Genomic DNA, 25,374 nt, shown 5'->3' with positions numbered 1-25,374 from the left:
CCCGCCAGGCGGGGCAGCGGGGACGGGCGTCGGCCCGGCCGGGGCCGGCGCCGGTCACCGAGCAGGAGCCGACGGCCGCGGAACCCTTCGCCCCGTCCCGTGTCTCACCGGCCGGTCACAGCCTGCCGAACACTGCTCCGCGCCATGTCCATCCCGCCCCGAGGACCGCGTCCCGCAGGGGATCCTTCATCTCCGAGCTGTCGAAGCGGAACGTCTCCGTCGCCTCCAGGCCGCCCCCGGCCCCCCGCCCGACCGTCCACTGCCGGGACACCGTCTTCGCCGGCCCACGGGAGTACTCAGCCGACAGCGACAGTCTCGGCGTGCCTCCGACCCATGTGACCTCCCACTGCCGGTCGAGGGCGCGGACCTCGTGGTCCGCCGGGACCAAGCGCATCCGGACCTGAAGGACCCGGCTCACCTGGGTCCGAGCGAAGAAGGTCTGCCAGGCCGGCTCCGAGATCCGCCACTCCGCCACCAACTCGGCACCTTCCGGGGCGCCGTCGCGCACGACGTAGGGCACGTCCGGCTGGTTGAGCCCGAGCAGTGCCGCCCGGACCTCCTCGGCGGAACACGGTGCGACGCCACTGCTGGGGTGCTTCGTGCCGGTCAGTTTGTCGAAGAGGCCCATTGGATCAACCTATGAAGGTCTGGCTCTCGACACAAGATCTCCCACGTCAGAGCCATCCGGATCACCGACACTCGCGTGGATCGTCGACGTCCGGCATGAACAGAAATGGGGTCCCCCTGGTGTTCCGCCTCAGCAGCCCACTCGCGCGGCCAGTCCCGCCGCCGCCGGCACCCGGTCCCGGTAGGTCTCCGTCACGAACCTCAGGAACGTCTCGATGTCCCCTGGCTGCGACGACAGGCCGAGCGAGACGCGGACGGCGCCCGCCGACGGCAGTCGAAGCAGCTCCAAGTAGTCCTCCAGAGAGCCGAGTTGCTTGTGCGCGGCGGAGCGCAGTCGACGCAGAGGCAGGGCGAACGCCGCCTCCCCTGCGCCGGGATTGCAGAAGCAGCCGGTGCGCAGGGAGATGCCGCGCGCGGCGCTGTCCCGTGTGACGATCCGTTCGTCGACGATCCTGCCGTCCGCGCCGAGCAGGTTCAGCGCGACCGTGCCGCCGCGGGCCGCCCCGCCGCCGCCCTCGGGGCCGTACACCCGGACCATCGGGGAGCCGTCGCTGTGGCGCAACGTCCTGAGACCTGCCAGCAGTTGGCCGGTCAGGGCGGTGACATGGGCGTGCACATGGTCCATGCCGATGCGGTCGATCCACTCCAGTCCGGCGGTCACGTCCGGTATGGACAGGAAGTTCACCGTGCCGTCCTCGAAGGCCGCCTCGTCGTCCGCGAGGACGTGCCACTGCGCCTGGGCGCTGACCGCGTAGATGGTGCCGCCCGAGAACCAGGGGCGGCGCAGCGTGGCGAGTGCCTCCCGGCGGGCGATCAGGCTGCCGACACCGGTGGGGTGGCCGAACACCTTGTACCAGCTGACGACGGTGAAGTCCGGGTGGAACCGGCTGAGGTCCAGGGCATTGGTCGGTACGAAGGCGGCGGCGTCGAGCAGTACGTCGTAGCCGTGCTCCTGGGCCTGCTCGATCCACTCCAGCGGGTGCTGGACTCCGGTGAAGTTGCTCTGCGCCGGGTAGGCCAGCAGCCCGCGCGGGCGACCGCCTTGGTCCCGCCCCGGTCCACGCGAGCGCCGGCCGTCCACCCGCCCTCGTACGAGTCCGCTCAAGCCGCCGCCCCCACACCCCCGTACGAGTCCACGCGAGCCGCCGGCACGCCCTCTCAGCACGCCGAGCCCCTTGTCGCGCGCTGACAGTGCGGCCCGCAGCCGCTTCTCGTCCATCTGCAGGCCGGGCCCGCTCACCGGGACGTACGCCGTCGCGGCTCCCCGCGCCCGCGCGTACTCGCGCAGCCCGTTCACCGAGTTGTGGTTGTCCAGCGACATCACCAGTCTGCTGCCGCGCGCGAACGGATACGCCTCGCCGACCAGGCGCAGGGCGCCCGTCGCGTTGGGCGTGAAGATCGCGGCGTACTCGGCGGGATCGGCGTTGAAGTGCCGAAGGACCGCTCGGCGGGCCTCGGCGAGCAGGAGTCCCGAGGCGCGGGAGGCCGGGCTCTCGGAGTGCGGGTTGCCGAATAACCCGCCGGTGATCCGCGCGGCGCTTCCCGTGACGAGCGAGCGCGGGGGAAGTCCGGCTCCCGTGTGGTCGAGGTAGGTGTGCCCGCCCTCGTCGAGGTAGCCGAACTCGTGGGCCCGCAGCTCGGCGAAGCCGCCCGCCCTGTGACTGCCGGAGGTGTCGCCGACGTCGCCTGTGTGCCCGCTGGTCCGTGTCTTGCCCATCGTTCCCCCTCCGCCCGTACGGTCCCGGCTCGGTCCGGCGCACCGGCTGCCGCCAGGCCCTCATCATCCGTCCCGACGGTTCGCGCGACAGGCTTTCCCAACAACCCCTGAAGCTTCAACAAAGCCCTGCGTCAGGACGGGCCCCTGCCCTGTGCCACGGCGCCGAGAGGTGATTGGGTGGGCCCGGCCACGCCCATCGAACCGCAGGAGACCTCGCAGCCATGAGCAGCACCTACACGTACGAGTACAAGGTCGTCACCTTCCGGGAGTCGCTGATCGGCGACGCGCTGGACAGCGGCAAGCTGGAGAAGGTCCTGAACAAGCACGCCGAGGACGGGTGGCAGCTCAAGGCGATCACCTCCGCCGACGTCAAGGGCCGCATAGGTCCCGGCGCGGTCGAGGGGCTGCTCCTGACGCTGGAGCGGCCGCGCCGCTAGGCCCTGTCCAGCGCGTGTGGTGCGCGCGACGCCGAGGCGGGGGATGCTTGAGCTGAAAGGACAGCGGATCCGCAGGTCTTACTGATGCCGTCGGAGGCCTTCCGGCCCGGGAGGCCCCTGACGGCTGGGCTGGTGCCCGAGGCCCCCAAGAGCACCTGGCAGCGCCCGCGACCGCTGCCGGCCAGTGAGGTCAGGACGGTACGGCGATGAAGAGCGACGAAACGCGCCACAGTGAGGTCGTCACCAGCCACTCGGTGTTCGGCGCCCCCTGCTGGGTCAGCCTGACCACCCGGGACCTGCGGGCCGCGGAGGACTTCTACCATGCCGTGCTGGGCTGGGAATGGCGCTCGGACACCAAGATGGGCGACCAGTACAGGATCGCGCGCGCGGACGGAGTCCCCGTCGCGGGGCTCAACGAGGCGACCTTCGTGGCGCAGACAGCGGTCGCCTGGACACCCTATTTCGCCGTGGCCAGCGCGGACGAGACGGTGGCCCGCAGTCAGGAACGCGGCGGTACGACCGCGGTGGGGCCGATCTCGTTGCCGCCGGGCCGGGCGGCTCTGCTGGCCGACCGGGACGGAGCGGTCTTCGGCATCTGGGAGGGCGAGCTGGTGGCCGGCTGGGAGGCATGGCGCCGCGCGGCACCGGTCTTCGTACGGCTGCACACTCGCGACGCCTTCGACGCCGCCATGTTCTACGGAGAGGTCCTGGGCTGGGCGTCCTCGGCCCCCGGATGCTGCGAAGTCGACTACGAGGAGAACGAGGTCGTGCTGCGCAGCCAGGGTGAGGTGGTGGCCCGGATCCACTCGGGCGCCGTGGAGGCTGCGCCCGATCCGACCATCAGGCCGCACTGGCAGATCCACTTCGCGGTCTCCGACGTGGAGGCCTGCGCCCGGGCCGCGCGGGCGCACGGCGGCACGGCCCATCAGCAGGGGGTCGGCTCGACGGAGGCGGTCCTCAGCGACCCCGACGGGGCGCACTTCACCGTGACGTCCAAGATCGCCGTCTAGTTCAGGCCCCGGCTGCCAGTGCGTCGCCCAGTGCCGTGCGCCCGTAGAGGACGTAGTGGCCCCGCCGGTGCGAGGCCAGCAGCCCCGCCTCGCGCAGTACCGACAGATGGGCCGAGACGGACGAGGGAGCCAGGCCGTGCCGGTCGGCCAGGGCCGTCGTCGAGGCGGGGGTGTGCAGGCCGGTGAGGATGGCGGCCCGGTGGTGGCCCAGCAGACGGGCCAGAGCCGCGGGCGCCTCGGCGGCGGAGGTGTGCGGACGGCCGCCGGTGCCCCGCGCCGGATAGATCACCGTCGGCTGCCAGGGCCGGGCGAAGCCGCTGACCACGTCCGGCCGGACGAAGACGCTGGGCATCAGCAGGATGCCCCGGCCGTCGGCACCCTGCGCCTCCTTGTGGTCGGCGTACATACGCAGGGTGAGCGTGTCGTCCGCCCAGTCGATTCCGGGGTGCAGGTCGCCGAAGAGCGCTTCGAGGCCGCCGTCCGCCAACTGCCGTGTGCGGTGGGCGATATCGGCCTCCAGCACGGCCCGGTGGCGCGGCCAGTCGGGTGCGAGCAGCGCGTGCCAGGCGCGCTCGGTGAGGTCGGCGAGGCGTCGCACGGTGGCCGCGGGATCGTCCAACGCCGGCCGGCCGTACGACGATCGGGCCGCCCCCGGCGTGCAGGCCAGTGAACGCGCCAGCTCCGCATGCGCCATGGCCGGGTCGGTGGCCCGCATCCGCGCCAGTTCCTCCTCGAAGGAGGCGTGCGGCGTCTCGGGCGGGGGTCCCAGGAAGTCCGGGGTGTATCCGCCCTTGCGGGGGATGAACAGCCACAGCTCGGACAGGTCCAGGCGCGCCACGACCTCGCGTACGCGGCGCAGCCAGTCGCGGTGGAAGGCGTGTCGTGCCGGTCGCCGCAGCATGCGCAGCGCCTCGTGCGTCTGGCAGAGCGGGGACACCGCGAACCGGCACCTGGTCAGGTCGTCGGTGCCCAGATGCAGGGTCAGCGGCAAGAGGGCCTCCGGTGTGTCTTCGACGCGCCGTCCACGAGTGATTCGGCTGCACCCGAAACAGTAGAAGGCCGCGCCAGAGCCCCGCACGCTTGCCGCCTGACCGCACCCGGTCACACCCTCAACGGCCCGTCGCAGAAAGGCTCGTGGATGGGGAGCGTACGTCTCACCGCCCGGCGCAGGGCCGCCGTCGTCGCGGCGCTCATGCTGGCCGCCTTCACCTTCAACACCACGGAGAACCTCCCCGTCGGGCTGCTCTCCCTCATCTCGGACGACCTGCGCGTGTCGCTGGCGTCCGTCGGCCTGCTGGTCACCGGCTACGGCCTGACCGTGGCCGTCGTCTCGCTGCCCGTCGCGCACGTCACCAGGTCGGTCCCGCGCCGTCATGTGCTGGCGGGCCTGCTGGGGCTGCTCGTGCTGGCCAGCTGGGTCTCGGCACTCGGTGCCCTCTCCTACGGCCCGCTGCTCGCGGCCCGGGTCGCGACGGCGCTCGCCCAGGCACTGTTCTGGGCGGTGATGGGCCCGGTCGCGGTGGGGCTGTTCCCGCCCGAGCGGCGCGGCCGGATCATCGGTCTGCTGTCCGCCGGCGGTTCCCTCGCCTCGGTGCTCGGGGTTCCGGCCGGCACCTGGCTGGGCGGGCACAGCGGCTGGCGGACGCCTTTTCTGGTGCTGGGCGCGCTCGGTCTCGTATCGCTCGTGATGATCGCCGTTCTGCTGCCGACCTCGCGTCCGGAGGAGGGGCATGCCGCGTACGGGGCCGCTCCCGACGCCCGCCGGTTCGCCGTCGTGCTGGCGACCACCGCGCTGTCCGTGACCGGGGCCTTCGCGGGGTTCACGTACGTCGTCGCCTTCCTCGACGAGGTGAGCGGCTTCTCCCGGGGCTCGGTCAGCGCACTGCTGCTGGTGTTCGGGGTGGCGGGGATCGCCGGCGTCAGCGCGGCGGGGCCGCTGCTCGACCGCTTCCCGCGCGGGACCCTGACCGTCCCGGTGGCGACCCAGGCCGTGGCCCTGCTCGGCCTGTACGCGGGCGGCGGGCGCAGCCAGGTGGTGGCGATCGCCCTGCTGATGCTGCTCGGTGCTTCGGTGGGCCCCGTTTTCATGGCCACGCAGAGTCAGGTGCTCCGTTTCGCGCCCGGGCGGACGGAGCTCGCGCTGGCGGCGAACTCGGCGGCCTTCAACGCGGGCGTCGCGGCCGGCGCGCTGACCGGGGGCGCCCTGTTGTCCGCCGTCGGGGTGCGCGGCACCTTCCTGGTCGGCGGGGTGCTGACCCTCGGGGCGCTGGCGGTGCTGACGTGGCCCGTGGGGACGCGGCCGGACGAAGTCGCCTCGCCCACGACGCGACGGAATCCGCGGATCGGGCTCCAATAGAGGGTGACAGGATACAACCGGTACGACAGGTGCCGCCGAACCCGCGGCCTGGCGGCGGCGCGATGGAGGTCCGCGATGCCCACTGCTCTCCGGCTCCTGCCCGCCCTCTCCCCCGACCATCGCGAACGGCTGATGAACGTGGCCCGCGAGGTCTCGTTCCCCGCGGACGCGGGGATCTTCGAGGCAGGGGGGAAGGCGGACCGTTTCTGGGTGATCCGCTCCGGCACGGTCTCGCTGTACCAGCAGGTCATCGCGAACAGACGGATCTCCGTCGCGACGCTGGGGCCCGGTGATCTGCTCGGCTGGTCATGGTTGTTCCGGCCCCACACGTGGGACTTCGGCGCCGAGGCCTTCAGCCCCGTACGCGCCTACGAGTTCGACGCCGCTCAGGTGCGGGCCCTCTTCGATGCGGATCCGACGCTCGAGCTGTCCCTGACCCGGACGGTCGGCGCCATCCTGGCCCACCGGCTCGAAACGACGCGGGCGGCGCTGATCGAGCACTATGCGCGCCACGGCGGGGGTGGGTGAGGGCGCTCCCCCGGGCTCGCGCATGCGCGAGCCGGCTGGGATAGGAATCTCGTATGGACGACACCTTGGATTCCCCGGATTCCTTCGAGCTCCTGCCCGGCGCGGTGGACTCGCCCGTGATCCTGCATGTCCCGCACTCCTCGCGGCGGATACCGACGCCGGTGCGCGACGGCATCGTCCTCGACGACGCCGCGCTGGAACGCGAGTTGGACCACATCACGGACGCGCACACCGCGGAGTTCGCGAAAGTCGTGGCCGCGGAGGCCGGGGTCACGCCGTGGCGGTTCGTCAACCGGCTGTCCCGGCTGGTGATCGATCCCGAGCGGTTTCCGGACGAACGGGAGGAAATGCTGGCCGTGGGGATGGGCGCGGTCTACACGCGGACCACGGATCGAACGCCGCTCCGTCCCGCGGACGTCGACCCGCGGCCGCTGATCGACCGTTACTTCCACCCGTACGCGGGGGCGATGACGGCGGCAGTGGCCGACCGGCTGGCCGTCACCGGGCGGGCCGTGGTCGTCGACGTCCACTCGTATCCGACGGCTCGGCTGCCTTACGAGCTGCACGGCGACGGTCCGCGGCCGCCGATCTGTCTGGGGACCGACGCCTTTCACACGCCGCCCGAGCTGGTCGCCCTCGCGGAGAAGGCGTTCGCGGGCGTCGGGGGTGTGGGGATCGACAGCCCGTTCTCCGGGGCGTACGTCCCGCTGCGGTACTACGAGAGAGAGCCGCGCGTGACCGCTCTGATGGTGGAGATCCGGCGGGACACGTACATGACCGAACCGGGAGGCCCGGCGGGCCCGGGCTTCTCGCGCGTCGCCTCGGCGCTGACGGCTCTCGTCGACGCCCTGGGCAGCTGGCCGGGGAGCGCGGGAACCCCTAGACTCTGAATAAGCAAGCGCTTAGCCAGGACACAGGGAGGCCACGGGATCATGCCGGTCGTCGACGCGTGGATGCAGCACCCCACACTCCGTCACTCCCGCCACGAGATGTTCGAGTCGCTGCGCCGCTGGACGGGCATGGCACTGCTGGAGGAGCCCCTGCCGGTCGAGGTCACCGTCGCCGCGCTGGCGGCCGCCGACGTGGAGATCGGGCTGTCCGCGGCCTGGTACGGGCCGCAGGGGCCGCTCATCAGCAACGACGAGGTCGCCGAGTTCGTCGCCCTGTCCGACGGGCGGCTGCGCGGCGTCGCGGGCGTCGATCTGACGAAGCCCGTCGCGGCCGTGCGAGAGCTGCGGCGGGCCGTGGAGGAGCTCGGCTTCGTGGCCCTGCGGATCGTGCCGTGGCTGTGGCAGCTGCCGCCCACCGACCGGCTCTACTATCCGCTGTACGCCGCCTGCGTCGAACTCGGCATCCCCTTCTGCACGCAGGTCGGGCACACCGGTCCGCTGCGCCCCTCCGAGACCGGCCGGCCCATCCCGTACGTCGACCAGGTCGCGCTGGACTTCCCCGAACTGACCATCGTCTGCGGGCACATCGGCTACCCGTGGACCACCGAGATGATCGCGGTGGCCGACAAGCACGCGAACGTCCACATCGACACCAGCGCGTACACCACGCGCCGCTACCCGCCCGAGCTGGTGGAGTATCTGCGCGGCCGGGGACGGCGCAAGGTCCTCTTCGGCACCAACTACCCCATGATCACGCCGAGTCAGGCGCTGGAACACCTCGCCGACCTGCGCCTGGACGAGGAGACCACCGAACTGTTCCTGTCGGGCAACGCCCGCCGCGTCTTCCACCTCGGGGATCATTCGTAGATGCTTGAGCCGGACATCGGTCGAGACCGAGGCCCGGACAGCGTTCAACCCTGAGGTGAGGGCAGCCCAGCGATGGCTTTGCAGATCAGCGCCACCAATCCGGAGCATCCCGCGCTCCTGCTCGCACTGCCCTGGCAGTTGCCCCTGGAGGAGTGGCCCGAACACCACCTCGTACCGCTGCCGCGCGGCATCTCGCGGCACGTGGTGCGCTACGCGCGCGCCGGGGACGAGGTGGTGGCCGTCAAGGAGCTCGCCGAGCGGCCCGCCGTGCGCGAGTACGAGCTGCTGCGCAGCCTGGACCGGATCGGTATCCCCGCGGTCGATCCGCTCGCCGTGGTGACGGGGCGCACCGACGCGGCGGGTGCGCCGCTGGAGCCCGTACTCATCACCCGGCATCTGGGCGGCTCGATGCCGTACCGGTCGATGTTCGAGACGACGATGCGGCCGGCCACCATGCACCGGCTGATGGACGCGCTGGCCGTGCTGCTGGTGCGGCTGCATCTGGCGGGGTTCGCGTGGGGCGACTGCTCGCTGTCCAACACGCTGTTCCGGCGCGATGCCGGAGCGTACGCGGCGTATCTGGTGGACGCCGAGACCGGTGATCTCCACCCCCAGCTCAGCAACGGGCAGCGCGAGTACGACCTCGATCTCGCCCGGGTCAACATCAGCGGCGAACTGCTGGACCTGGAGGCGGCCGGAGCCCTGCACCCCTCGGTGGACCCCATCGAGTTCGGCATGGAGATCTGCGCGCGCTACCGGGGACTGTGGGAGGAGCTGACCCGTACCTCCGTGTACCCGGCGGGCAAGTACCACTACATCGACCGCCGCATACGCCGCCTCAACGATCTCGGTTTCGACGTCGCCGAGATGCAGATAGCGCACTCTGCCAACGGTGACACCGTCACTTTCGTGCCCAAGGTCGTCGACGCGGGACACCATCAGCGCCAGCTGCTGCGGCTGACGGGGCTGGACACCGAGGAGAACCAGGCGCGCCGGCTCCTGAACGACCTGGAGAGCTGGATGGCCACCCAGGACGACTACGCGCCCGGTGACCCCCTCGCCGCCCGCCCGGAGGTGCTCGCCCACCGCTGGGTACGGGACGTATTCCGGCCGACCGTCCGGGCCGTGCCGCCTGACCTGCGCGGCTCCATGGACCCGGCCGAGCTCTATCACGAGCTCCTCGAACACCGCTGGTTCCTGTCCGAGCGCGCCCAGCACGACATCGGCCTGGACACGGCCGTCGAGGACTACGTCACGCACATCCTCCCCAAGGTGCGCGACGCCCTGCCGCCCCGGGCGGACTCCCCCGGGTCGCCGCATGAGTACCCGGTTCCAGAGCAAAGGTGACCGATCGTACATACGATTGGGCGTACCGGCCCGGCGGCGCCCCTGGGAGTCGCTACGGCCGGCACGACACTGACCTGCTCGGGGTGGGAGACGTATGGCACAGGCCGCCACTGCAGCGCGGACCGTCATTCTGACCGTCGATGACGATCCCGGAGTGTCGCGCGCCGTCGCCCGCGACCTCAGGCGCCGCTACGGCGAGTCGCACCGGATCGTGCGCGCCGAGTCCGGGGAGACCGCCCTGGACGCGCTGCGCGAGCTGAAGCTGCGCGGTGACCAGGTGGCGGTGATCCTCGCCGACTACCGGATGCCGCAGATGAACGGCATCGAGTTCCTGGAGCAGGCGCTCGACGTGTATCCCGGCGCGCGGCGGGTGCTGCTGACCGCGTACGCGGACACGAACGCGGCGATCGACGCGATCAATGTGATCGATCTGGACCACTACCTGCTCAAGCCGTGGGATCCGCCGGAGGAGAAGCTCTATCCGGTCGTGGACGATCTGCTGGACGCGTGGCGGGCCAGCGACTACCGGCCCGTGCCGACCTGCAAGGTGGTCGGGCACCGGTGGTCGCCGCGTTCCTCGGGCGTCCGGGAGTTCCTGGCCCGCAACCAGGTGCCCTACCGCTGGTACTCGTCCGACACCCCGGAGGGTCAGCGGCTGCTGGCCGCCGCCGGGCAGAACGGACAGCGTCTGCCGCTGGTGATCACGCCGGACGGTACGCCGCTGGTGGAGCCCGAGGATCCGGATCTGGCGGCGCGGGTGGGGCTGGCCACGACGCCGACGGAGGAGTTCTACGACCTCGTCGTCATCGGCGGCGGTCCGGCGGGGCTCGGAGCGGCCGTGTACGGCGCGTCCGAGGGGCTGCGGACCGTCCTCGTGGAGCGGTCGGCGACCGGCGGACAGGCGGGACAGAGCTCACGGATCGAGAACTACCTCGGCTTCCCCGACGGCGTGTCCGGGGCGCAGCTCACCGACCGGGCGCGGCGGCAGGCGTCGAAGTTCGGTGCCGAGATCCTCACCGCGCGCGAGGTGACCGGCCTTGAGGTCACCGGCGCGTCGCGCACCATCCGCTTCTCGGACGGTTCCGCGATCTCCGCGCACTCGGTCATCCTGGCGACCGGCGTGTCCTACCGGCAGTTGGAGGCGCCCGGTCTGGCGGATCTCACCGGATGCGGGGTCTTCTACGGTTCGGCGCTGACCGAGGCGGCCGCCTGCCAGGGCCACGACGTGTACATCGTTGGCGGGGCGAACTCGGCCGGGCAGGCCGCCATGTACCTGGCCAGGGGCGCGAAGTCGGTCACCATCCTGGTACGCGGCTCCTCGCTGTCGGCGTCGATGTCGCACTATCTGATCCAGCAGATCGAGAGCGCGCCCAACATCACGGTGCGCACCGGCACGGTCGTCGAGGCCGCGCACGGCTCGGACCATCTGGAGCAGCTCACCCTGCGCGATGTGACGAGCGGGCACACCGAACTCGTCGACGCGCAGTGGATGTTCGTGTTCATCGGCGCGGCCCCGCTCACCGACTGGCTGGAGGGGACCGTGGCGAGGGACGAGCGCGGATTCATCCTGACCGGCCCGGACATGACGCCCGACGGGCAGCCGCCCACGGGCTGGGAGCTGGACCGGCCGCCGTACCACCTGGAGACCAATGTGCCCGGCGTGTTCGTGGCCGGGGACGCACGCGCCGAGTCCGCGAAGCGTGTCGCGTCCGCGGTCGGAGAGGGAGCCATGGCCGTCATGCTCGTCCACCGTTATCTGGAGCAGTCGTGAGCGGGCGGCCGATGCCGTGCGACATGGCGGAGCTCGGCACGCTGTTCCTGTTCGAGAAGCTGAACACGGAACAGCTCGAGCGGCTGTGTCAGGAAGGCCGGGTGGAGCTGTTCGAGCCCGGCTTCGTCTACCAGGAGGGGGAGCCGGCCACCTGCTTCTTCGTGCTCCTCGAAGGCACGGTCGTGATGTCGCGCCGGGTCGGCAGCGACGACGTGGAGATCAGCCGCACCTCCCAGCGCGGGGTGTACGCCGGGGCCATGCAGGCCTATCTGAACCCCGGACCGGATCAGGCGTTCTACAAGGGCTCCCTGCGGGTCACCGAGCCCTCGCGGTTCTTCATCCTGCCCGCCGAGACGTTCGCGGCGGTCCTGCGGGACTGGTTCCCCATGGCCGTCCATCTGCTGGAGGGGCTGTTCTTCGGCAGCCAGAACATCCAGCGGGCCATCGGCCAGCGCGAGCGGCTGCTGGCTCTCGGCTCACTGTCCGCGGGGCTGACGCACGAGCTCAACAACCCCGCCGCCGCGGCGGTGCGGGCCACGTCCGCGCTGCGGGACCGGGTGGCCGGAATGCGGCACAAGCTCGGCATGATCGCGGCGGGCCCGTACGCGCGCGATGCCCTGGAGACCCTCGTCGAGATCCAGGAGCGTACGGCCGAACAGGTCGCCAAGGCCACGCCGCTCAGCCCGCTCGAAGCCTCCGACCGGGAGGACGCCCTCGCCGACTGGCTCGACGACCACGACATCGCGGGCGGCTGGCAGTTGGCACCGACGTTCGTGCAGGCGGGGCTCGACACGGACTGGCTGGACCAGGTCGCGGCGGCCGTGGACGAGCAGACCCTCGAAGGCGCGGTCCGGTGGCTGAACTACACCGTGGAGACCGAGCTCCTCATGAACGAGATCGAGGACTCCACGACCCGTATCTCGCACCTCGTGGACGCCGCCAAGCAGTACTCGCAGCTCGACCGGGCGCCCTACCAGGTAGCCGACGTGCACGAACTGCTGGACAGCACCCTGATGATGCTCTCGGGCAAGATGGGCTCCGGCATCAAGGTCGTCAAGGAGTACGACCGTACGCTCCCCAAGATCCCCGCATACCCGGGCGAGTTGAACCAGGTGTGGACGAACCTCATCGACAACGCCGTCTCGGCGATGGACGGCGAGGGGACGCTGACGGTACGCACCGCGCTCGACCACGACCATCTGCTCGTCGAGTTCCGCGACACCGGGACCGGCGTGCCCGCGGAGATCCGCGACCGTATCTTCGACCCGTTCTTCACCACCAAGCCGGTCGGTGAGGGTACGGGGCTCGGCCTGGACATCTCGTGGCGGATCGTCGTCAACAAGCACCACGGGAGCCTCCAGGTGCAGTCCGTGCCCGGCAACACCCGCTTCCAGGTACGCCTTCCGCTGACCGCCACGGACACCTCCGAGGAGCCGTCATGACCACGCCCACCGGAATCGACCCCTCCGCCTCGCCGAGCGGCACCGGCTGCAGCGAGTGCGATGCCGTCGGCGGGTGGTGGTTCCATCTGCGGCGCTGCGCCCAGTGCGGTCACATCGGCTGCTGCGACGACTCGCCGTCCAAGCACGCGACCGCGCACGCGCAGAGCACCGGGCATCCCATCATCCGCAGCTTCGAACCGGGCGAGAGCTGGTTCTGGAACTACGACACGTCCGAGCTGTACGAATCGGGCCCCGAGCTTGCTCCCCCGCTGAGCCACCCGGCCGACCAGCCCACGCCCGGGCCCGCGGGACGCGTCCCCGCCAACTGGACGAGCATGCTGCGCTGACCTGCCGGCGCCGCCGAGTTCCGCGACGTTCACCGCGGGTTCGTCCCGCTGACCGGGCTGCCCGCAGCGGGGGACACATCATCTCCACAGGTTCCCAATACACTGCGGCGGCACAGCCGTTGCAGCAGTCGCCAATCGGGGTACCACTGAGATGAACGCCTGGAATCCACAGGGACAGCCGCCTTACGACCCTTACGGTCGCCCCGTGCCTCCTCCGCCGCCGGGCCCCTATCCGCCCCACACGCCGCCGCAGAACGGGGGTTACCCGCCGCAGCCTCCGTACCCGTATCCTCCCCACCCGGGTCCGGCCGTGCGGCGCGTGGGACCGATCCGTCGGCTGTGGCGCGCCGTTGGCCCCATCGCGATCGGACGCAAGGTCTTCAGGCCGTCACGGCCCGGCCGGGTCGAGGACGCCCTGGTCGCCCGGATGCAGACCATCCGGACCATCGTCGGTCTGGGTGCCGTTGTGTGAGTGTCGATCTCCTACAAACTGGCCCAGTCCGTGCGGGATGTGGCGGACGACCGGCTCAACCAGTCCTGGATCAACGTCCTCGTGCTGTCGGTGACCTTCCCGCTGATCGTGGGGCTGCTGATCGCCGCGGCCCGCCCGCCGGCCCGCCGGGAGCTGCTGCGCCGCGCGGCCAGACCCTTCGGCTCGATCCTCGCGATCATCGCGGGCGTCGCCGTGTTCCCCGCCTCCGTGCTCACCGGATTCGTCGACGGGCGGTTCGCCACGAATCCCGCGATGACGGTGATCACCTCTGTCGTCACGCTGTTCACGCTCATCTGGATCCTCCCGTTCGTCATCTACGGCATCGGCCTGTCCCTGGTCCACGTCTTCCGCACCGCCGACATCCACGAGACGGTGCCGCCCCTGCTCGCGATGACACTGGTGTGGGAGATGGCACTCATCGACCTGTTCACCGGCGCCTACGAGGGAATCCCGGGACCCTTGCGGATCGTGCTCGTGCTCGGCGCCCCGCTGTCGGTGAACGCGGTGGGCCTCTGGGAACTACGACGTCTGCGTGTCAACTACGGGCTGACGCTGCGCGGCGCCCTCATGCGCTGAGGAGCGCTTCCTCAGCGCACCGACCTGCCGTACATCTCCCCGAGCGGCTCGGCGAGCAGTTCGACGCGGGCGCCGTCGGGGTCGCGGAAGTAGATCGACGAGTCACTCTCCTCCGCGTACTCGACGCCGGCGGCATCCAGCCGCTCGCGCAGTCGCCGCCAGGTCGTGGGGTCGACCGATATGGCCAGGTGGTGCAGTCCGCCGAGTACCTCGGCGTAGGGGCCGAGGTCGAGGCCGGGGAAGTCGAAGAAGGCCAGCAGGTTGCCGTTGCCGAGATCGAAGAAGAAGTGGGTCGAGCCCTTGTAGTCGCGGTTCTCGATCATTTCCGTGAGCGGGAACCCCAGGACGCCGTGGTAGAAGCGCACGGTCCGCTCCACGTCCGAGGAGAGCAGCGCGACATGGTGCACGCCGCGGGCGGAGCTCGCCGGTCTCTCCTCGGCCAGATACGCGTCCCGGATCCGCTGACGCTCCGCCTCGATCGCTGCCAGGTCCACCGGTTGCATCGGGAGCTCCTCAGAAGGGTCGGTAGCCACACGGTTGGTACTGGATTCAACCACTTTGTGCCTACTCTAGACCTCTCCTCCTCCCGGTCAAGGGCGTCTTTTCAGGACAACGGCTCCTCCTGGTCCGTCGCCATGCGCAGACCGTCGCGGCTGCGCGTCGGCCACTGTTCGGGGTCGACCAGGTGGAACAGCGTGGCGGTGACCGCGACGAGGCCGGTCCAGCCCGTCTGGTGGCTCGCGCCGATGCCGGCGCCGTTGTCGCCGTGGAAGTACTCGTAGAACAGCGGCAGGTTCTGCCAGTGCGGATCCGTCTGGAACTTTCGCTGCGCTCCGTGCACCGGACGGCGGCCGCTGTCGTCGGCGAGGAAGGTGTCCGTGAGCCGGGAGGCGATCTCGCGGGCGACCTCGTACAGGGTGAGTTGATGGCCGGATCCCGTCGGGCACTCGATCGTGAAACGGTCGCCGTGGTAGGCGTACAGGTTCAGCAGAGCGCGGATGATCAGCAGGTTGACGGGGAACCAGACCGGTCCGCGCCAGTTGGAGTTCCCGCCGAACATGCCGGAGTCGGACTCGGCGGGCAGATAGGCGACGCGGTGGACTTCGCCGTGCAGGTCGAATGCGTACGGGTGCCGGTCGTGGTGGCGGGAGAGCGAGCGGATGCCGTACGGGCCGAGGAACTCCTCCTCGTCCAGCATCCTGGACAGGATCCGGCGCAGCCGGTCCTCCCCGAACAGGGCGAACAGGTGCCGTCCGCCCGCGCTGTCGTCGAAGGGCCGGTGGGAGGCGACGACCGCCTCGACGGCCGGGTGCCGTTCGACGAACTCGCGGGCGCCCGCGATCAGTTGAGGGAATCGCTGGTCGGCCCAGTCGCCGATGACGGTCGTGGCGGCGAGCGGGATCAGACCGACGAGGGAGCGCACCTTGAGCCGGGTCGCGGTGCCGTCGGGCAGCCGCAACAGGTCGTAGAAGAAGCCGTCCTCCTCGTCCCAGAGGCTGTCGTTGGCGGCACCGATCCGGTTCATGGCCACGGCGATCCACGCGAAGTGCTCGAAGAGAGCCTGCGCCTGCTCGACGTAGACGGGGTTGTCGAGGGCCAGCTCGATGGCGATCTCCAGGAGGTTCTGGCAGTACAGCGCCATCCACGCGGTGCCGTCGGCCTGGTCGAGGTGGCCGCCGGCGGGCAGGGGCGCGCTGCGGTCGAAGACGCCGATGTTGTCGAGGCCGAGGAAGCCGCCCTGGAAGACGCTGTTGCCGTCGGGGTCCTTGCGGTTGAGCCACCAGGTGAAGTTCTTCATGAGCTTCTGGAAGGCGTTCTCCAGGAAGGCGCGGTCGCCGCGGCCGGTGCGCTGCTTCTCCAGCTCGTAGACGAAGAGGGTCGCCCAGGCGTGCACGGGCGGATTGACGTCGCCGAAGTTCCATTCGTACGCGGGGATCTGCCCGTTGGGATGCAGGTACAGGCGGCGCAGCAGCAGGTCCAACTGCCCCTTGGCGAAGGCGATGTCGACCATGGACAGGGCGATGGTGTGGAAGGCCAGGTCCCAGGCGGCGAACCACGGATACTCCCAGGTGTCCGGCATGGACAGGATGTCGCCGCCCACCATGTGGTACCAGCCGCTGTTGCGGACCTCGGGGTCGGCGGCGAGCGGGTCGACGCCGTGCCCTTCGAGCCAGCGTTCGACGTCATAGGAGTAGTACTGCTTGCTCCACAGCATTCCGGCCAACGCCTGCCGCACGACGAGCCGTTCGTCGTCCTTCATCCCGGGCGCGCCGATTCCGTCGTAGAACTCGTCGGCCTCGGCCCGGCGCCGGTCCATGATCGCGTCGAACTCGGCGTCCCAGTCGGCCTGTTCGGTGCCGCTGAGGCGCAGGCGCACGGTGGCGCTCTGCCCGCCGGGGATGGACAGGACGTGGTGAACAGCCGCTTTGGTACCGATCCGTTCGGGGTTGACGGCCCCGGTCTCGCCGTGGACGACGTAGCGGTCGATGCCGTCCTTGACGTACGGGGAGGGGTTGGGGCTGCCGAAGACGCGTGCGTTGTTGGTGTCGTTCTCGGTGAAGAGGGCCGGAGCGCCGGTGGCGGCATGGAGCCATCGCCGCCCGAGCTCCTCGTGCTCGGCGCGGATCCGGCCGCCCGCCTCCTGCCGCAGGCTCGGTACGGCGCTGCCGCCCGCCCAGGACCAGGTGTGCCGGAACCACAGGGTGGGCAGCACGTGCAGGGTCGCCTCGTCGGGGCCGCGGTTGTGCGCGGCGATCTCGATCAGCAGGTCTTCCGGGGTGGCCTTGGCGTACTCGACGTACACGTCGAAGTAGCGGTCGTCGTCGAAGACTCCCGTGTCGAGGAGTTCGTACTCGCTGTCGTGGCGGCCGCGTTTGCCGTTGGTCGTCACAAGGTCCGCGTACGGGTAGGCCGCCTGCGGGTACTTGTAGAGGTACTTCATGTAGGCGTGGGTCGGCGTGTTGTCGAGGTGGAAGTAGTACTCCTTGACGTCCTCGCCGTGGTTTCCCTCGGCGTTGGTCAGGCCGAACATCCGCTCCTTGAGGATCGGATCGCGGCCGTTCCACAGCGCCACGGCGAAGCAGAGCCGCTGCTGGTCGTCGCTGATGCCGGCGATGCCGTCCTCGCCCCAGCGGTAGGCGCGGGAGCGTGCCTGGTCGTGGGTGAAGTACGACCAGGCATCGCCGTCCGGGCTGTAGTCCTCCCGGACGGTGGCCCACTGGCGCTCGCTCAGATAGGGACCCCAGCGGCGCCAGGGCACCCCGGAACCGCCGGCATCGGCCAGCCGCCGACGTTCGGCGTTCTCCCGCCACTCCTCCATCTCTCCCCCTGTTCAGGTCTGCCTGAGCCGGAATCCACCCAGCATCCCGCGGACCCGCACGCCTGCCCATCGGTCGGGCGGCCGCACTTATCCGCGCCGCGCCCTCGCTCTCGCTCTCGTCGACGCCAAGCGCGATGCCCTGCGGGTGCGGCCCGGATTCGTGGGCGGTGCCACCGCGTGAACCGGACTCGTGCGGGACCTCGACCGCATCATCAGCCGGATGGTGGAACCGGCCGACCGGTCGTCGGCGGTGGGCGTCGATCCTGCCGCCCAGCCACAGCCGGCCGCCACCTCCCGCAACCTCCGCCGTGCCGTCCCTTGCTTCCGTTTCCGCCGACCCACCATGGCGCGCGGCACCGCTGGCGTCGGAAAGTGGTCTCCGTCCGGCTGCCCGTACCGCCCGTGTGCGAGTCGCCGCCACGGTCGGTACGGTCGGCAGTTGGGGACTCAGCTCAGTGCTGGCCAGGCACGACACAGTTCACGTCGACAGCGCGTGGGTCTGGCCGGCCGTCACTCCGACCTTGGGCTGCATGGCGTACGACGTGGCCATGCAGATCGCGAACCGGCGGCGTTCGTGACGTGAAAATTTCCTCGTCCGGGATGCGCGGCGGGGCGTTCAGGACGATGCTGGAGACATGTCCGGACGGGCTCCTTTGGTCGTGCATCCCACCTTGGACACCGGCGGCCGCGAGGTGACCGCGCGAGGCGAGAACCTCGGCGTGGCGTTCTCAGACGAAGACCTGCTGGAGTTCCTGGGCCGGGCGGGCCTGCCCGACGCGGAGGATCTCCTGGACGATCCCGCGTGGGTGAAGTGGCGTGGGGGTCAGGCGCACTACTACGGGGCCGCGTAGCGATTCCGTGCGGGGGCATGCCGGCTCCCGGTGAACTGCGACCGGACCCTGGCGCATCTCCCGGCGAGGACTGGCAAGGGCTCCGGCCCGCGGTGGCCGCCGTACGCGGTGGCGAGCACCCACTCCTCCGATCAGGCTGGCCCCATGCGACGACGTATGGCCATCGGGGCGCTGGGTCCGACCGCGGTGGCGCTGATGCTGCTGCCCGCTTGTCATGCCGGCCCGGCCGCCGGCGCCGGGCGGGCGACGGCGGCAGCCGCGGTGTCGACGGCGACCGTGACGACCGGTGAAGCGACCCCGGCGACCGGTGACGTGGCTCGGCAGGTGGACATCGGCGGTGGCCGGAAGATCTATCTGCACTGCCGGGGAAGCGGCAGCGCGACCGTCGTCCTCGCGTCGGGGCTCCACGACTCGTCCGACACCTGGAGCATCACGGACACCCGCCCGCCGGTGCCGAAGACGCCCGCGGTCTTCCCGGGCGTCGCGCAGTTCACCCGTGTCTGCACCTACGACCGGCCCGGAGCTGTCCGCTACACCAACCCGCCGGCCCTCACCACGCGGAGCACCCCGGTGACGGGTACGCGCTCGCTCCCGGACATGGTGGACGACCTCGACAAGGTGCTGACGGCGGGGCATGTGCCCGGTCCCTACCTGCTGGTGGGCCACTCCTTCGGCGGAATGATCACGCGGTTGTACGCGCAGCGGCATCCGGAGCGGACCAGCGGCCTCGTCTTCGTCGACTCGTTCGGTACGGACATCAAGCCGCTCTTCGGTACGGACTGGGCCGGGTACGTGCGGCTGCTCAACCATCCCGGCACGCCCTTCGACGACGACCCGGCATTCGAGAACGTCGACATCGACGGGGCCGTCGCGGCGGTCGACCGTGCCGGTCCGCTGCCGAAGGTACCGCTCGCCGTCCTCAGCAAGACAGAACCCTTCGCCGCCCCCGAGGGAACCCCGAAATCGCTCCTGACACGACTGGAACGAGCCTGGCCGCAGGTACAGCGGACGCTGGTGGACCTTGCGCCCCAGACCCCTCACCTGCTCGCCACGGGGAGCGACCACTATGTGCAGGTCCACGACCCCGACCTCACGATCGGCGCGATCAAGCTCATCATGGGCCGGATCGCGCACCGGTGAGTGGGTTCCCCGTTACTCCGAACGGGGGGCGGCGCTCACTCAACCCGGTGGGCGACGGCAGCCGCGCGTACCACGGGCGCGCACGCGAGCGTTGCTCCGACATGGACATCACTCGCACAGCGCTGCGCCGCGTGCCGATCCGCACGCGTGCAGGCGGCCCGTACGCCGAACTGACCAATGACTACCGCAGCAATGCGCCGATCTACGCCGAACTCGTCGCGGAGTGGCGGGCCAAGGGCCGCGTGGTTCCGGAGCGTCGCGATGTCCGTGAGGTGCTGTGGGCCTCCTTCGCGGCTCCCGCCCCCGCTCCCGCTCCGGCTCCGGACGCGGACGATGCCGAACCCGTGCCGGCGGTTCCCGTTCCCCGCGGTCTCCCCGGCTGGTGAGGACTACTCCTCGCTGAGGGGGGCCAGGACGGCGAGCGTTCCATTGGCCTGACGCAGCGCGAGTTCCAGGGATGCGGCGGGATGGAGGGCACCGGTCCCGTCCGGAGGGATGATCCACTCCAGGGATCCCGCGGACCGGTACGGCGGCGGTACGGCGACCCACGAGCCCTTGCCGAGGTGGCGGAGCCCGGACCCCACCCACAGGCTGGCGGGATCGGGCGGCAGGAAGAAGCCGACGCGGTGGGCCGCGGAGTCCACGAGCGTGGGCCCCGGCACCTGGAGCGGGTCGCACCACAGGATGTCCAGGGCGAGCAGACCCAGTTGTTCGGGAACGCTCAGCACGTCCCAGAAGCGCCCTGCTTCCAGGAGCACACCACCGCTGCCCTGATCCCACTCCCGTTTGCACGCCCGGGGGTCCGTGGCGGCCGCGGCGAGCCACTCCACACTTTGCAACCACATCGCGTTCGTCATGGCCCTCCGGATATATTCCACTCCGCTCGGCAGGCGCGGAGAACGACACAGCCAGCGGGGCCTGCGACGGCCCATCGACCCCTCGGCACATGAATGTTGGTAGATATTTCTACGTGGTGGAAGGGGTGGCGCGGCCTGGCGTTTTCCGTCGGCCGGTTACGGCAGGCGCGACGGCGCGCGGAGCGAGCGCAGTGGGCCGCCGTGCAGCGGGTTCGTGTGCCATCGCGCCGTGAACGTACGGTCGGGGAGCGAGCAGGTGACGGTCATACGGTGAGGGGTCTCCAGGAACAGCACGTCGACGCGCAGGGTCTCCTGGTCGGTCCATCCCCCGCTCACCGCCGTGGGGACCGGGCCCGGGTCGACACTCCAGCCGGTCGCGCCGAGCCGCAGGTCGAGTCGCCTGTCCCCCTCGGTCAACGACACGCGCCAGCCCTGCTCACCCGCGGCGACCGCGACTCCCGTCAGTGTCCGCTGATCCGCGCAGGCACCGCCTTGCGGGACGAACTCGACGCCCGCCCAGGTGTTACCCGACGCGGGCGGCTCGGGCTTCGCCTCGACCGGGGCCAGGGCGAGCCGCGCGAGACGTCGGCGCAATCCGCCGTCCTCCGCTCCGACGAGCGGGGTGGTGCCGAACGCGGGCAGCAGGTGGCGCCACACCAGGTTCAGGAGGTCCTGCATCTGCTCGGTCGCCGCGGTCGTCGCGATCACCGCGTCGTACTCGGGCAGGACCAGACAGAACTGCCCGTACGCCCCGTCGCCGCGGTACCCGTGCCGGGACCTCCAGAACTGGAATCCATACCCCTGCTGCCAGTCCGACAGCGCCCCCTCGGCCGTACCGTCCGCGGTGGAGATGTGCGCGCGGGTGGCCTCCGCGATCCACGAGGACGGGAGCAGCCGGCGCCCCTCCCACACACCGTCCTGCAGGTACAGCTGGCCGAACCGGGCGATCGCGTCGGTCGTGGCGTGCAGGCCGCTGAAGCCGAGGTCGCCTCCGGCCGGGTGCTGCGTCCAGGCGACCTCGCCGATGCCGAGCGGGTCGAGCAGCCGGGGCCGCAGATACGCGGTCATCGACTGGCCGGTCACGCGCTGGACGATCGCGCCGAGCGTGTAGGTGGCGGGCTGGTTGTACGCGAACACGGTGCCGGGGTCGCGGTCCGGCGGGATCAGCAGGAAGCCGCGTACGGTCTCCTTCTTGTCGAGCCGGAACGCCTCGGTGTAGGTCTCGGTGAGGTGGCCGCTCGCCATCGACGCGACATGCCGTACGAGCATGGCGCGACTGCGCGGGTCGGTGATGTCGGCCTCGAACTCGGGGAAGTACGAGATCACCGGGTCGTCGAGGCGCAGCAGCCCTTCGGCTGCGGCGAACCCCGCGGCCGTGGAGGTGAAGCTTTTGCTCAGCGAGTAGAGCAGTTGGAGGCGCTCGGGTGTGTACGGCGCCCACCAGCCGGAGGCCACGACGTGACCGTGGCGCAGGATCATCAGGCTGTGCGGTTCGATGTCCGGGGCGGCCTCGACGGCATCGAGGAACGAGTGAAGGCCCGACGCGTCGACGCCCTGCTCACCCGGTGTGCTGACAGGCAGGGGACGGGTACTCATACGGGCAGCCTCCGGGCGGCTCGGGACAGTGGCCAGGACACGGCGGACGGACACCGTGTGCATACCGCATCTTTCCCGTGCGGGCTCCTGCCTGTCCACGCATGAGGCCGAGGCGGGGAGGCGCACGTACTGCTCTGTCGGCCGGGGGCTGAGGTATCTCGGGGGTGTCATGACATCAACCCACCGGCAGCTGGCCGGTGTTGACGGAGCACCGTCATAATGCTGAGGTGATCACCCCCTCCCCCACCCCCCCCTCAGCGCGTCCCCGTCGTCATCGTCGGCGCGGGACCGGCCGGTCTCACCCTCGGCAACATCCTGCGCGCCGCGTCCGTCGACTGCGTGGTCCTGGAGACCGAGAGCCGGGAGTTCATCGAACAGCGGCCCCGGGCCGGGTTCATCGAGGAATGGGCGGTGCGCGCGCTGCGGGAGCGGGGGCTGGCCGACCGGCTCGTGGAGCGGGCGCAGCCGCACAGCGAGTGCGAGTTCCGGATCGACGGCGAACGCCACCGGTTCCGGTACGCCGAGCTGACCGGGGACCGTCACTTCGTCTATCCGCAGCCGCTGTTGGTGACCGACCTGGTGCGCGAGTACGCCGATGTCCGCGGCGGCGACATCCGGTTCGGCGTACGGGATGTCGCCCTGCACGGCCTCGAAGGGGACCAGCCCGCGGTGCTGTACATGGACCCGGCGACGGGCGAGCGCCGGCGCATCGAGTGCGAGGTCGTCGCCGGCTGCGACCGCGCTCGCGGAGTGACCCGCACCTATGTGCCCCCGGAGCGCGGCTCCCTCGCCCGCTACGACTACGGCGTCGGCTGGCTGGCGCTGCTCGCCGAGGCCCCACCGTCCTCCGACTGTGTCGTCTTCGGTATTCACCCGAGCGGATTCGCCGCCCACATGGCCCGCAGCCCCCAGGTCACCCGCTACTACCTGGAGGTGACGCCCGGCGACGACCCGGAGAACTGGCCGCACGACAGGGTGTGGTCGGAGCTGCGTGCCCGGCTGTCGGTGACGGGTGCTCCGCCGCTCACCGAGGGACGGCTGGTCGAGAAGCGGGTGCTCGACATGCACAGCTATGTCGTGGAGCCGATGACGTACGGGCGGCTGTTCCTGGCGGGCGACTCCGCCCACCTTGTGGCGCCGATCGCCGCGAAGGGCATGAACCTGGCGCTGTACGACGCGCTGCTCCTGGCGGACGCGCTCATCGCCTACTTCGGGTCGGGCGACGGCAGCGGGCTGCGGGACTACTCTGCGGCCTATCTGCGGCGCGTGTGGGAGTACCAGGAATTCTCGCAGTGGTTCGCGGAGTTGCTGCACGGGCCGTCGTCGGGCGATCCCTTCCGGGCGGGGTCCGCGGGTGCACGGTTGCGGCGGCTGCTGGGTTCGCCCGTCGCGGCGGCCACGTTCGCGGACTCCTACAGCGGCAAGGACACCGTGCGCTGAACCGCCGCGGGTCGCTGGCCTGAACCTTTCGCACGTGCGGGCGACTGTCAGGGAGTCGAGGAAAAACAGGCCTCGGGAACCGTCTCCCGTTGAGCACTCAACGTCACACCCTCCGTACTTCCGGGAAAGGTGAGAGCCCGGGCGCAGCGAGGGATGACGATGGTCAAGGTGCAAGAATCCACGGGCGAGTTGGTCGCCGGAAGATACCGACTGCTCGAAGTCGCCCACCGGGAAGAGGGCCGCGTCGGCTGGCACGGTCAGGACGTCGACTTCGAGCGGCCGGTCACCTTGATCCGCTCGCGGCTTCCGGAGCATCGGCGCGAGGAGGCGGGGCACCGTATCGCCGCCCGGATCCTGCGCGAGTCCGAGCGCGTGGGATTGGTCTGTCCCGGCCCGGTGGCCACGGTCGTCGACGTGATCGAGGAGCACGACGTCGTGTGGACGGTCACGGAGCGGTCCCCAGGCATCCCGCTCACCGAGCTCCTCGGCCGCGGTCCGGTGAACTACGTCCGGGCGGCCCGCATCGGGCTCAGCCTTCTCGATGTGCTCACGGCCGCCCGCCGCGCGGGGGTGACGCACGGCGATCTCAGCCCCGGTCAGGTGTGCGTGCACGAGCGGGGCGATGTCACGGTGAACGGTTTCGGCCTCATGGGGAGCACCGCCTCGCCGCGTGTCACCGCGCCGTCGTACGCCTCCCCGGAGCAGGCCCGTGGCGAGGGCACGGGACCGGCGGCGGACCTGTGGGCGCTGGGCGCGATGATGTACGCGATGGTCGAGGGCCGGCCGCCCATCCGGGACCGTGGACGGCTCGACGCCACGCTCCGCGCCGTGGACCGGCTGCCCATCCGGGCCCCGATGAGCGCCGGACCGCTGGCACCGGCCATTCAGGGGCTCCTGCGCAGGGATCCCTTGGAACGCGTGCCCGAGCCGGTCGTGCGCGAGGCTCTGACGCGCATCCTCAAGGAGGACCTCGAGGACGCGACGTCCACGGCGCCCCTGCCGCTTTTCCGCGACCTGGGCGGCGCCGCCCGGCGCGCGGGGCGGACCTGGGGCGGGCGGCCCGTCAGCCGCCCGGTCCTGCTGGGCGGGGCGCTCGCCGTCACCGTCGTCTGTTTCGCCGTGCTCACCGCGGCGGGCGGACTGCCCGACGGGGACACGTCCGCATCCGGCGCGGCTCCCTCACCGACCGCTTCCGGCAGCCGCACCGCCGACCCCACCGATCCCGCCACACTTCCCCAGCGGACACCGTCGGCGTCGCCCACCCCTTCCCCCTCCTCCACGAGCGGCGCGAAGGAGCCGTCCGGCTTCTACCGCTATCAGGCACCCCAGGGCTTCTCCGTCGACCTCCCCAAGGGCTGGAAACCCCTGCGGACCAAGGGCTCCACGGACCTGTCCTATCGGGTGACCTTCGGCGCGAGCGGTGATCCGCGCACGCTGGCCGTCACCTACAGCACGCGGCTGGGCCCGGATCCCGTCGCGGTCTGGAGCGCGCTGGAGCCGTCCCTGCGCGCCGGTTCCGTCGGCTACGAGCGGGTGGGAGACATCCGTGCGGTGGACTATCGCGGCTATGAGGGTGCCGACATGGAGTGGTACTCCGTGTCCGACGGGGTGCGCGAGCGCACGTTCGGCCGGGGCTTCCTGATCGGCGACCAGCGGGGCTTCTCACTGCGGTGGACGACCCCGGCCGACGACTGGGACGCCTCCGCGAACCGGCGGGCGCTGGACGTCTTCCTCAAGTCCTTCCAGCCGACGTCTGAGTGATC

Annotated in this window: 23 protein-coding genes and 1 pseudogene; 17 read left to right on the top strand and 7 right to left on the bottom strand. The window is 70.7% G+C overall.

Features of this window, described 5'->3' with window-relative positions:
• Positions 1-115: 115 nt before the first annotated feature.
• Complete coding sequence (locus ACFY0T_RS23400; protein WP_388873757.1) at positions 116-628, bottom strand: hypothetical protein; 513 nt, start codon at positions 626-628, stop codon at positions 116-118.
• A 129-nt stretch (positions 629-757) separates the two neighbouring features.
• Complete coding sequence (locus tag ACFY0T_RS23395) at positions 758-2,344, bottom strand: aminotransferase class V-fold PLP-dependent enzyme (RefSeq protein WP_388873754.1); 1,587 nt, start codon at positions 2,342-2,344, stop codon at positions 758-760.
• A gap of 221 nt (positions 2,345-2,565) precedes the next feature.
• Between ACFY0T_RS23395 and ACFY0T_RS23390 the strand changes: the two genes are divergently transcribed.
• Positions 2,566-2,781, top strand: coding sequence for a DUF4177 domain-containing protein (locus tag ACFY0T_RS23390; protein ID WP_388873751.1), 216 nt, complete (start codon positions 2,566-2,568; stop codon positions 2,779-2,781).
• Between the two features lie 206 nt (positions 2,782-2,987).
• Positions 2,988-3,791, top strand: a complete 804-nt coding sequence (locus ACFY0T_RS23385) for a VOC family protein (protein WP_388873748.1) — start codon at positions 2,988-2,990, stop codon at positions 3,789-3,791.
• A 1-nt stretch (position 3,792) separates the two neighbouring features.
• Here the strand turns inward: ACFY0T_RS23385 and ACFY0T_RS23380 are convergent, their stop codons facing one another.
• Positions 3,793-4,782: a DUF5937 family protein gene (locus ACFY0T_RS23380; RefSeq protein ID WP_388873745.1), complete on the bottom strand. Its 990-nt coding sequence runs from the start codon at positions 4,780-4,782 to the stop codon at positions 3,793-3,795.
• A gap of 147 nt (positions 4,783-4,929) precedes the next feature.
• Here ACFY0T_RS23380 and ACFY0T_RS23375 point away from each other — a divergent pair, with 147 nt between their 5' ends.
• The 10 genes from ACFY0T_RS23375 (at position 4,930) to ACFY0T_RS23330 (ending at position 14,408) form a co-directional block, all read left to right on the top strand.
• Positions 4,930-6,147, top strand: coding sequence for an MFS transporter (locus tag ACFY0T_RS23375; protein WP_388873742.1), 1,218 nt, complete (start codon positions 4,930-4,932; stop codon positions 6,145-6,147).
• A 75-nt stretch (positions 6,148-6,222) separates the two neighbouring features.
• A complete protein-coding gene (locus ACFY0T_RS23370; RefSeq protein ID WP_388873740.1) occupies positions 6,223-6,675 on the top strand; it encodes a cyclic nucleotide-binding domain-containing protein in 453 nt (150 codons plus the stop codon).
• Between the two features lie 53 nt (positions 6,676-6,728).
• Complete coding sequence (locus ACFY0T_RS23365; protein ID WP_388873737.1) at positions 6,729-7,565, top strand: N-formylglutamate amidohydrolase; 837 nt, start codon at positions 6,729-6,731, stop codon at positions 7,563-7,565.
• Positions 7,566-7,607: 42 nt separating this feature from the next.
• The gene (locus tag ACFY0T_RS23360; RefSeq protein WP_388873734.1) at positions 7,608-8,432 is read left to right on the top strand and encodes an amidohydrolase family protein; all 825 of its coding nucleotides are present in this window, start codon (positions 7,608-7,610) and stop codon (positions 8,430-8,432) included.
• A gap of 72 nt (positions 8,433-8,504) precedes the next feature.
• The gene (locus ACFY0T_RS23355) at positions 8,505-9,779 is read left to right on the top strand and encodes a DUF4032 domain-containing protein (protein ID WP_388873731.1); all 1,275 of its coding nucleotides are present in this window, start codon (positions 8,505-8,507) and stop codon (positions 9,777-9,779) included.
• A gap of 94 nt (positions 9,780-9,873) precedes the next feature.
• Positions 9,874-11,550 carry an FAD-dependent oxidoreductase gene (locus ACFY0T_RS23350; protein ID WP_388873728.1) on the top strand — a complete coding sequence of 559 codons (1,677 nt, stop codon included), beginning with the start codon at positions 9,874-9,876 and terminating at the stop codon, positions 11,548-11,550.
• Positions 11,547-12,992: an ATP-binding protein gene (locus tag ACFY0T_RS23345; RefSeq protein ID WP_388873725.1), complete on the top strand. Its 1,446-nt coding sequence runs from the start codon at positions 11,547-11,549 to the stop codon at positions 12,990-12,992. The genes ACFY0T_RS23350 and ACFY0T_RS23345 overlap by 4 nt, the downstream gene beginning before the upstream one ends.
• Positions 12,989-13,339: a UBP-type zinc finger domain-containing protein gene (locus tag ACFY0T_RS23340; protein WP_388873722.1), complete on the top strand. Its 351-nt coding sequence runs from the start codon at positions 12,989-12,991 to the stop codon at positions 13,337-13,339. The genes ACFY0T_RS23345 and ACFY0T_RS23340 overlap by 4 nt, the downstream gene beginning before the upstream one ends.
• 319 nt (positions 13,340-13,658) lie before the next feature.
• Positions 13,659-13,811 carry a hypothetical protein gene (locus ACFY0T_RS23335; protein WP_388873720.1) on the top strand — a complete coding sequence of 51 codons (153 nt, stop codon included), beginning with the start codon at positions 13,659-13,661 and terminating at the stop codon, positions 13,809-13,811.
• A complete protein-coding gene (locus tag ACFY0T_RS23330) occupies positions 13,812-14,408 on the top strand; it encodes a hypothetical protein (RefSeq protein WP_388873717.1) in 597 nt (198 codons plus the stop codon).
• An 11-nt stretch (positions 14,409-14,419) separates the two neighbouring features.
• On the opposite strand, the gene ACFY0T_RS23325 is transcribed toward ACFY0T_RS23330, so the two are convergent.
• The gene (locus tag ACFY0T_RS23325; protein WP_388873714.1) at positions 14,420-14,911 is read right to left on the bottom strand and encodes a VOC family protein; all 492 of its coding nucleotides are present in this window, start codon (positions 14,909-14,911) and stop codon (positions 14,420-14,422) included.
• A gap of 101 nt (positions 14,912-15,012) precedes the next feature.
• Positions 15,013-17,727 (bottom strand): glucosidase, encoded by a 2,715-nt coding sequence (locus ACFY0T_RS23320; protein ID WP_388873711.1) that lies wholly within the window; start codon positions 17,725-17,727, stop codon positions 15,013-15,015.
• Positions 17,728-18,362: 635 nt separating this feature from the next.
• On the opposite strand from ACFY0T_RS23320, the gene ACFY0T_RS23315 reads away from it, so the two are divergent.
• From ACFY0T_RS23315 to ACFY0T_RS23305, 3 genes are all read left to right on the top strand, one after another.
• Complete coding sequence (locus ACFY0T_RS23315; RefSeq protein ID WP_388873708.1) at positions 18,363-18,578, top strand: hypothetical protein; 216 nt, start codon at positions 18,363-18,365, stop codon at positions 18,576-18,578.
• Between the two features lie 144 nt (positions 18,579-18,722).
• Positions 18,723-19,718: an alpha/beta fold hydrolase gene (locus ACFY0T_RS23310; protein WP_388873705.1), complete on the top strand. Its 996-nt coding sequence runs from the start codon at positions 18,723-18,725 to the stop codon at positions 19,716-19,718.
• Positions 19,719-19,819: 101 nt separating this feature from the next.
• Positions 19,820-20,104, top strand: a complete 285-nt coding sequence (locus ACFY0T_RS23305) for a hypothetical protein (protein ID WP_388873702.1) — start codon at positions 19,820-19,822, stop codon at positions 20,102-20,104.
• 3 nt (positions 20,105-20,107) lie between these two features.
• Here ACFY0T_RS23305 and ACFY0T_RS23300 read toward each other — a convergent pair whose 3' ends face one another.
• Both ACFY0T_RS23300 and ACFY0T_RS23295 read right to left on the bottom strand, forming a co-directional pair.
• Positions 20,108-20,575 (bottom strand): hypothetical protein, encoded by a 468-nt coding sequence (locus ACFY0T_RS23300; protein ID WP_388873699.1) that lies wholly within the window; start codon positions 20,573-20,575, stop codon positions 20,108-20,110.
• A 156-nt stretch (positions 20,576-20,731) separates the two neighbouring features.
• The gene (locus ACFY0T_RS23295; RefSeq protein WP_388873697.1) at positions 20,732-22,171 is read right to left on the bottom strand and encodes a serine hydrolase domain-containing protein; all 1,440 of its coding nucleotides are present in this window, start codon (positions 22,169-22,171) and stop codon (positions 20,732-20,734) included.
• A 252-nt stretch (positions 22,172-22,423) separates the two neighbouring features.
• Between ACFY0T_RS23295 and ACFY0T_RS23290 the strand changes: the two are divergent.
• Together ACFY0T_RS23290 and ACFY0T_RS23285 are read left to right on the top strand one after the other, a co-directional pair.
• Positions 22,424-23,611 (top strand): annotated as a pseudogene (locus ACFY0T_RS23290) (4-hydroxybenzoate 3-monooxygenase); the annotation flags it as partial.
• A 159-nt stretch (positions 23,612-23,770) separates the two neighbouring features.
• The gene (locus ACFY0T_RS23285; protein WP_388873694.1) at positions 23,771-25,372 is read left to right on the top strand and encodes a serine/threonine protein kinase; all 1,602 of its coding nucleotides are present in this window, start codon (positions 23,771-23,773) and stop codon (positions 25,370-25,372) included.
• Positions 25,373-25,374 lie beyond the last annotated feature (2 nt).

It is taken from the genome of Streptomyces sp. NPDC001530, from assembly GCF_042894545.1.
GTDB lineage: Bacteria > Actinomycetota > Actinomycetes > Streptomycetales > Streptomycetaceae > Streptomyces.
Note: the sequence above shows the minus strand (reverse complement) of the source record. Positions and strands in the feature narration are given on the sequence as shown.

Coding starts and splice junctions, on each gene's coding strand:
- ACFY0T_RS23400 (WP_388873757.1), bottom strand. CDS start 628: ATGGGCCTCTTCGACAAACTGACCGGCACGAAGCACCCCAGCAGTGGC.
- ACFY0T_RS23395 (WP_388873754.1), bottom strand. CDS start 2,344: ATGGGCAAGACACGGACCAGCGGGCACACAGGCGACGTCGGCGACACC.
- ACFY0T_RS23390 (WP_388873751.1), top strand. CDS start 2,566: ATGAGCAGCACCTACACGTACGAGTACAAGGTCGTCACCTTCCGGGAG.
- ACFY0T_RS23385 (WP_388873748.1), top strand. CDS start 2,988: ATGAAGAGCGACGAAACGCGCCACAGTGAGGTCGTCACCAGCCACTCG.
- ACFY0T_RS23375 (WP_388873742.1), top strand. CDS start 4,930: ATGGGGAGCGTACGTCTCACCGCCCGGCGCAGGGCCGCCGTCGTCGCG.
- ACFY0T_RS23370 (WP_388873740.1), top strand. CDS start 6,223: ATGCCCACTGCTCTCCGGCTCCTGCCCGCCCTCTCCCCCGACCATCGC.
- ACFY0T_RS23365 (WP_388873737.1), top strand. CDS start 6,729: ATGGACGACACCTTGGATTCCCCGGATTCCTTCGAGCTCCTGCCCGGC.
- ACFY0T_RS23360 (WP_388873734.1), top strand. CDS start 7,608: ATGCCGGTCGTCGACGCGTGGATGCAGCACCCCACACTCCGTCACTCC.
- ACFY0T_RS23355 (WP_388873731.1), top strand. CDS start 8,505: ATGGCTTTGCAGATCAGCGCCACCAATCCGGAGCATCCCGCGCTCCTG.
- ACFY0T_RS23350 (WP_388873728.1), top strand. CDS start 9,874: ATGGCACAGGCCGCCACTGCAGCGCGGACCGTCATTCTGACCGTCGAT.
- ACFY0T_RS23340 (WP_388873722.1), top strand. CDS start 12,989: ATGACCACGCCCACCGGAATCGACCCCTCCGCCTCGCCGAGCGGCACC.
- ACFY0T_RS23325 (WP_388873714.1), bottom strand. CDS start 14,911: ATGCAACCGGTGGACCTGGCAGCGATCGAGGCGGAGCGTCAGCGGATC.
- ACFY0T_RS23320 (WP_388873711.1), bottom strand. CDS start 17,727: ATGGAGGAGTGGCGGGAGAACGCCGAACGTCGGCGGCTGGCCGATGCC.
- ACFY0T_RS23315 (WP_388873708.1), top strand. CDS start 18,363: ATGTCCGGACGGGCTCCTTTGGTCGTGCATCCCACCTTGGACACCGGC.
- ACFY0T_RS23310 (WP_388873705.1), top strand. CDS start 18,723: ATGCGACGACGTATGGCCATCGGGGCGCTGGGTCCGACCGCGGTGGCG.
- ACFY0T_RS23305 (WP_388873702.1), top strand. CDS start 19,820: ATGGACATCACTCGCACAGCGCTGCGCCGCGTGCCGATCCGCACGCGT.
- ACFY0T_RS23300 (WP_388873699.1), bottom strand. CDS start 20,575: ATGACGAACGCGATGTGGTTGCAAAGTGTGGAGTGGCTCGCCGCGGCC.
- ACFY0T_RS23295 (WP_388873697.1), bottom strand. CDS start 22,171: ATGAGTACCCGTCCCCTGCCTGTCAGCACACCGGGTGAGCAGGGCGTC.
- ACFY0T_RS23285 (WP_388873694.1), top strand. CDS start 23,771: ATGGTCAAGGTGCAAGAATCCACGGGCGAGTTGGTCGCCGGAAGATAC.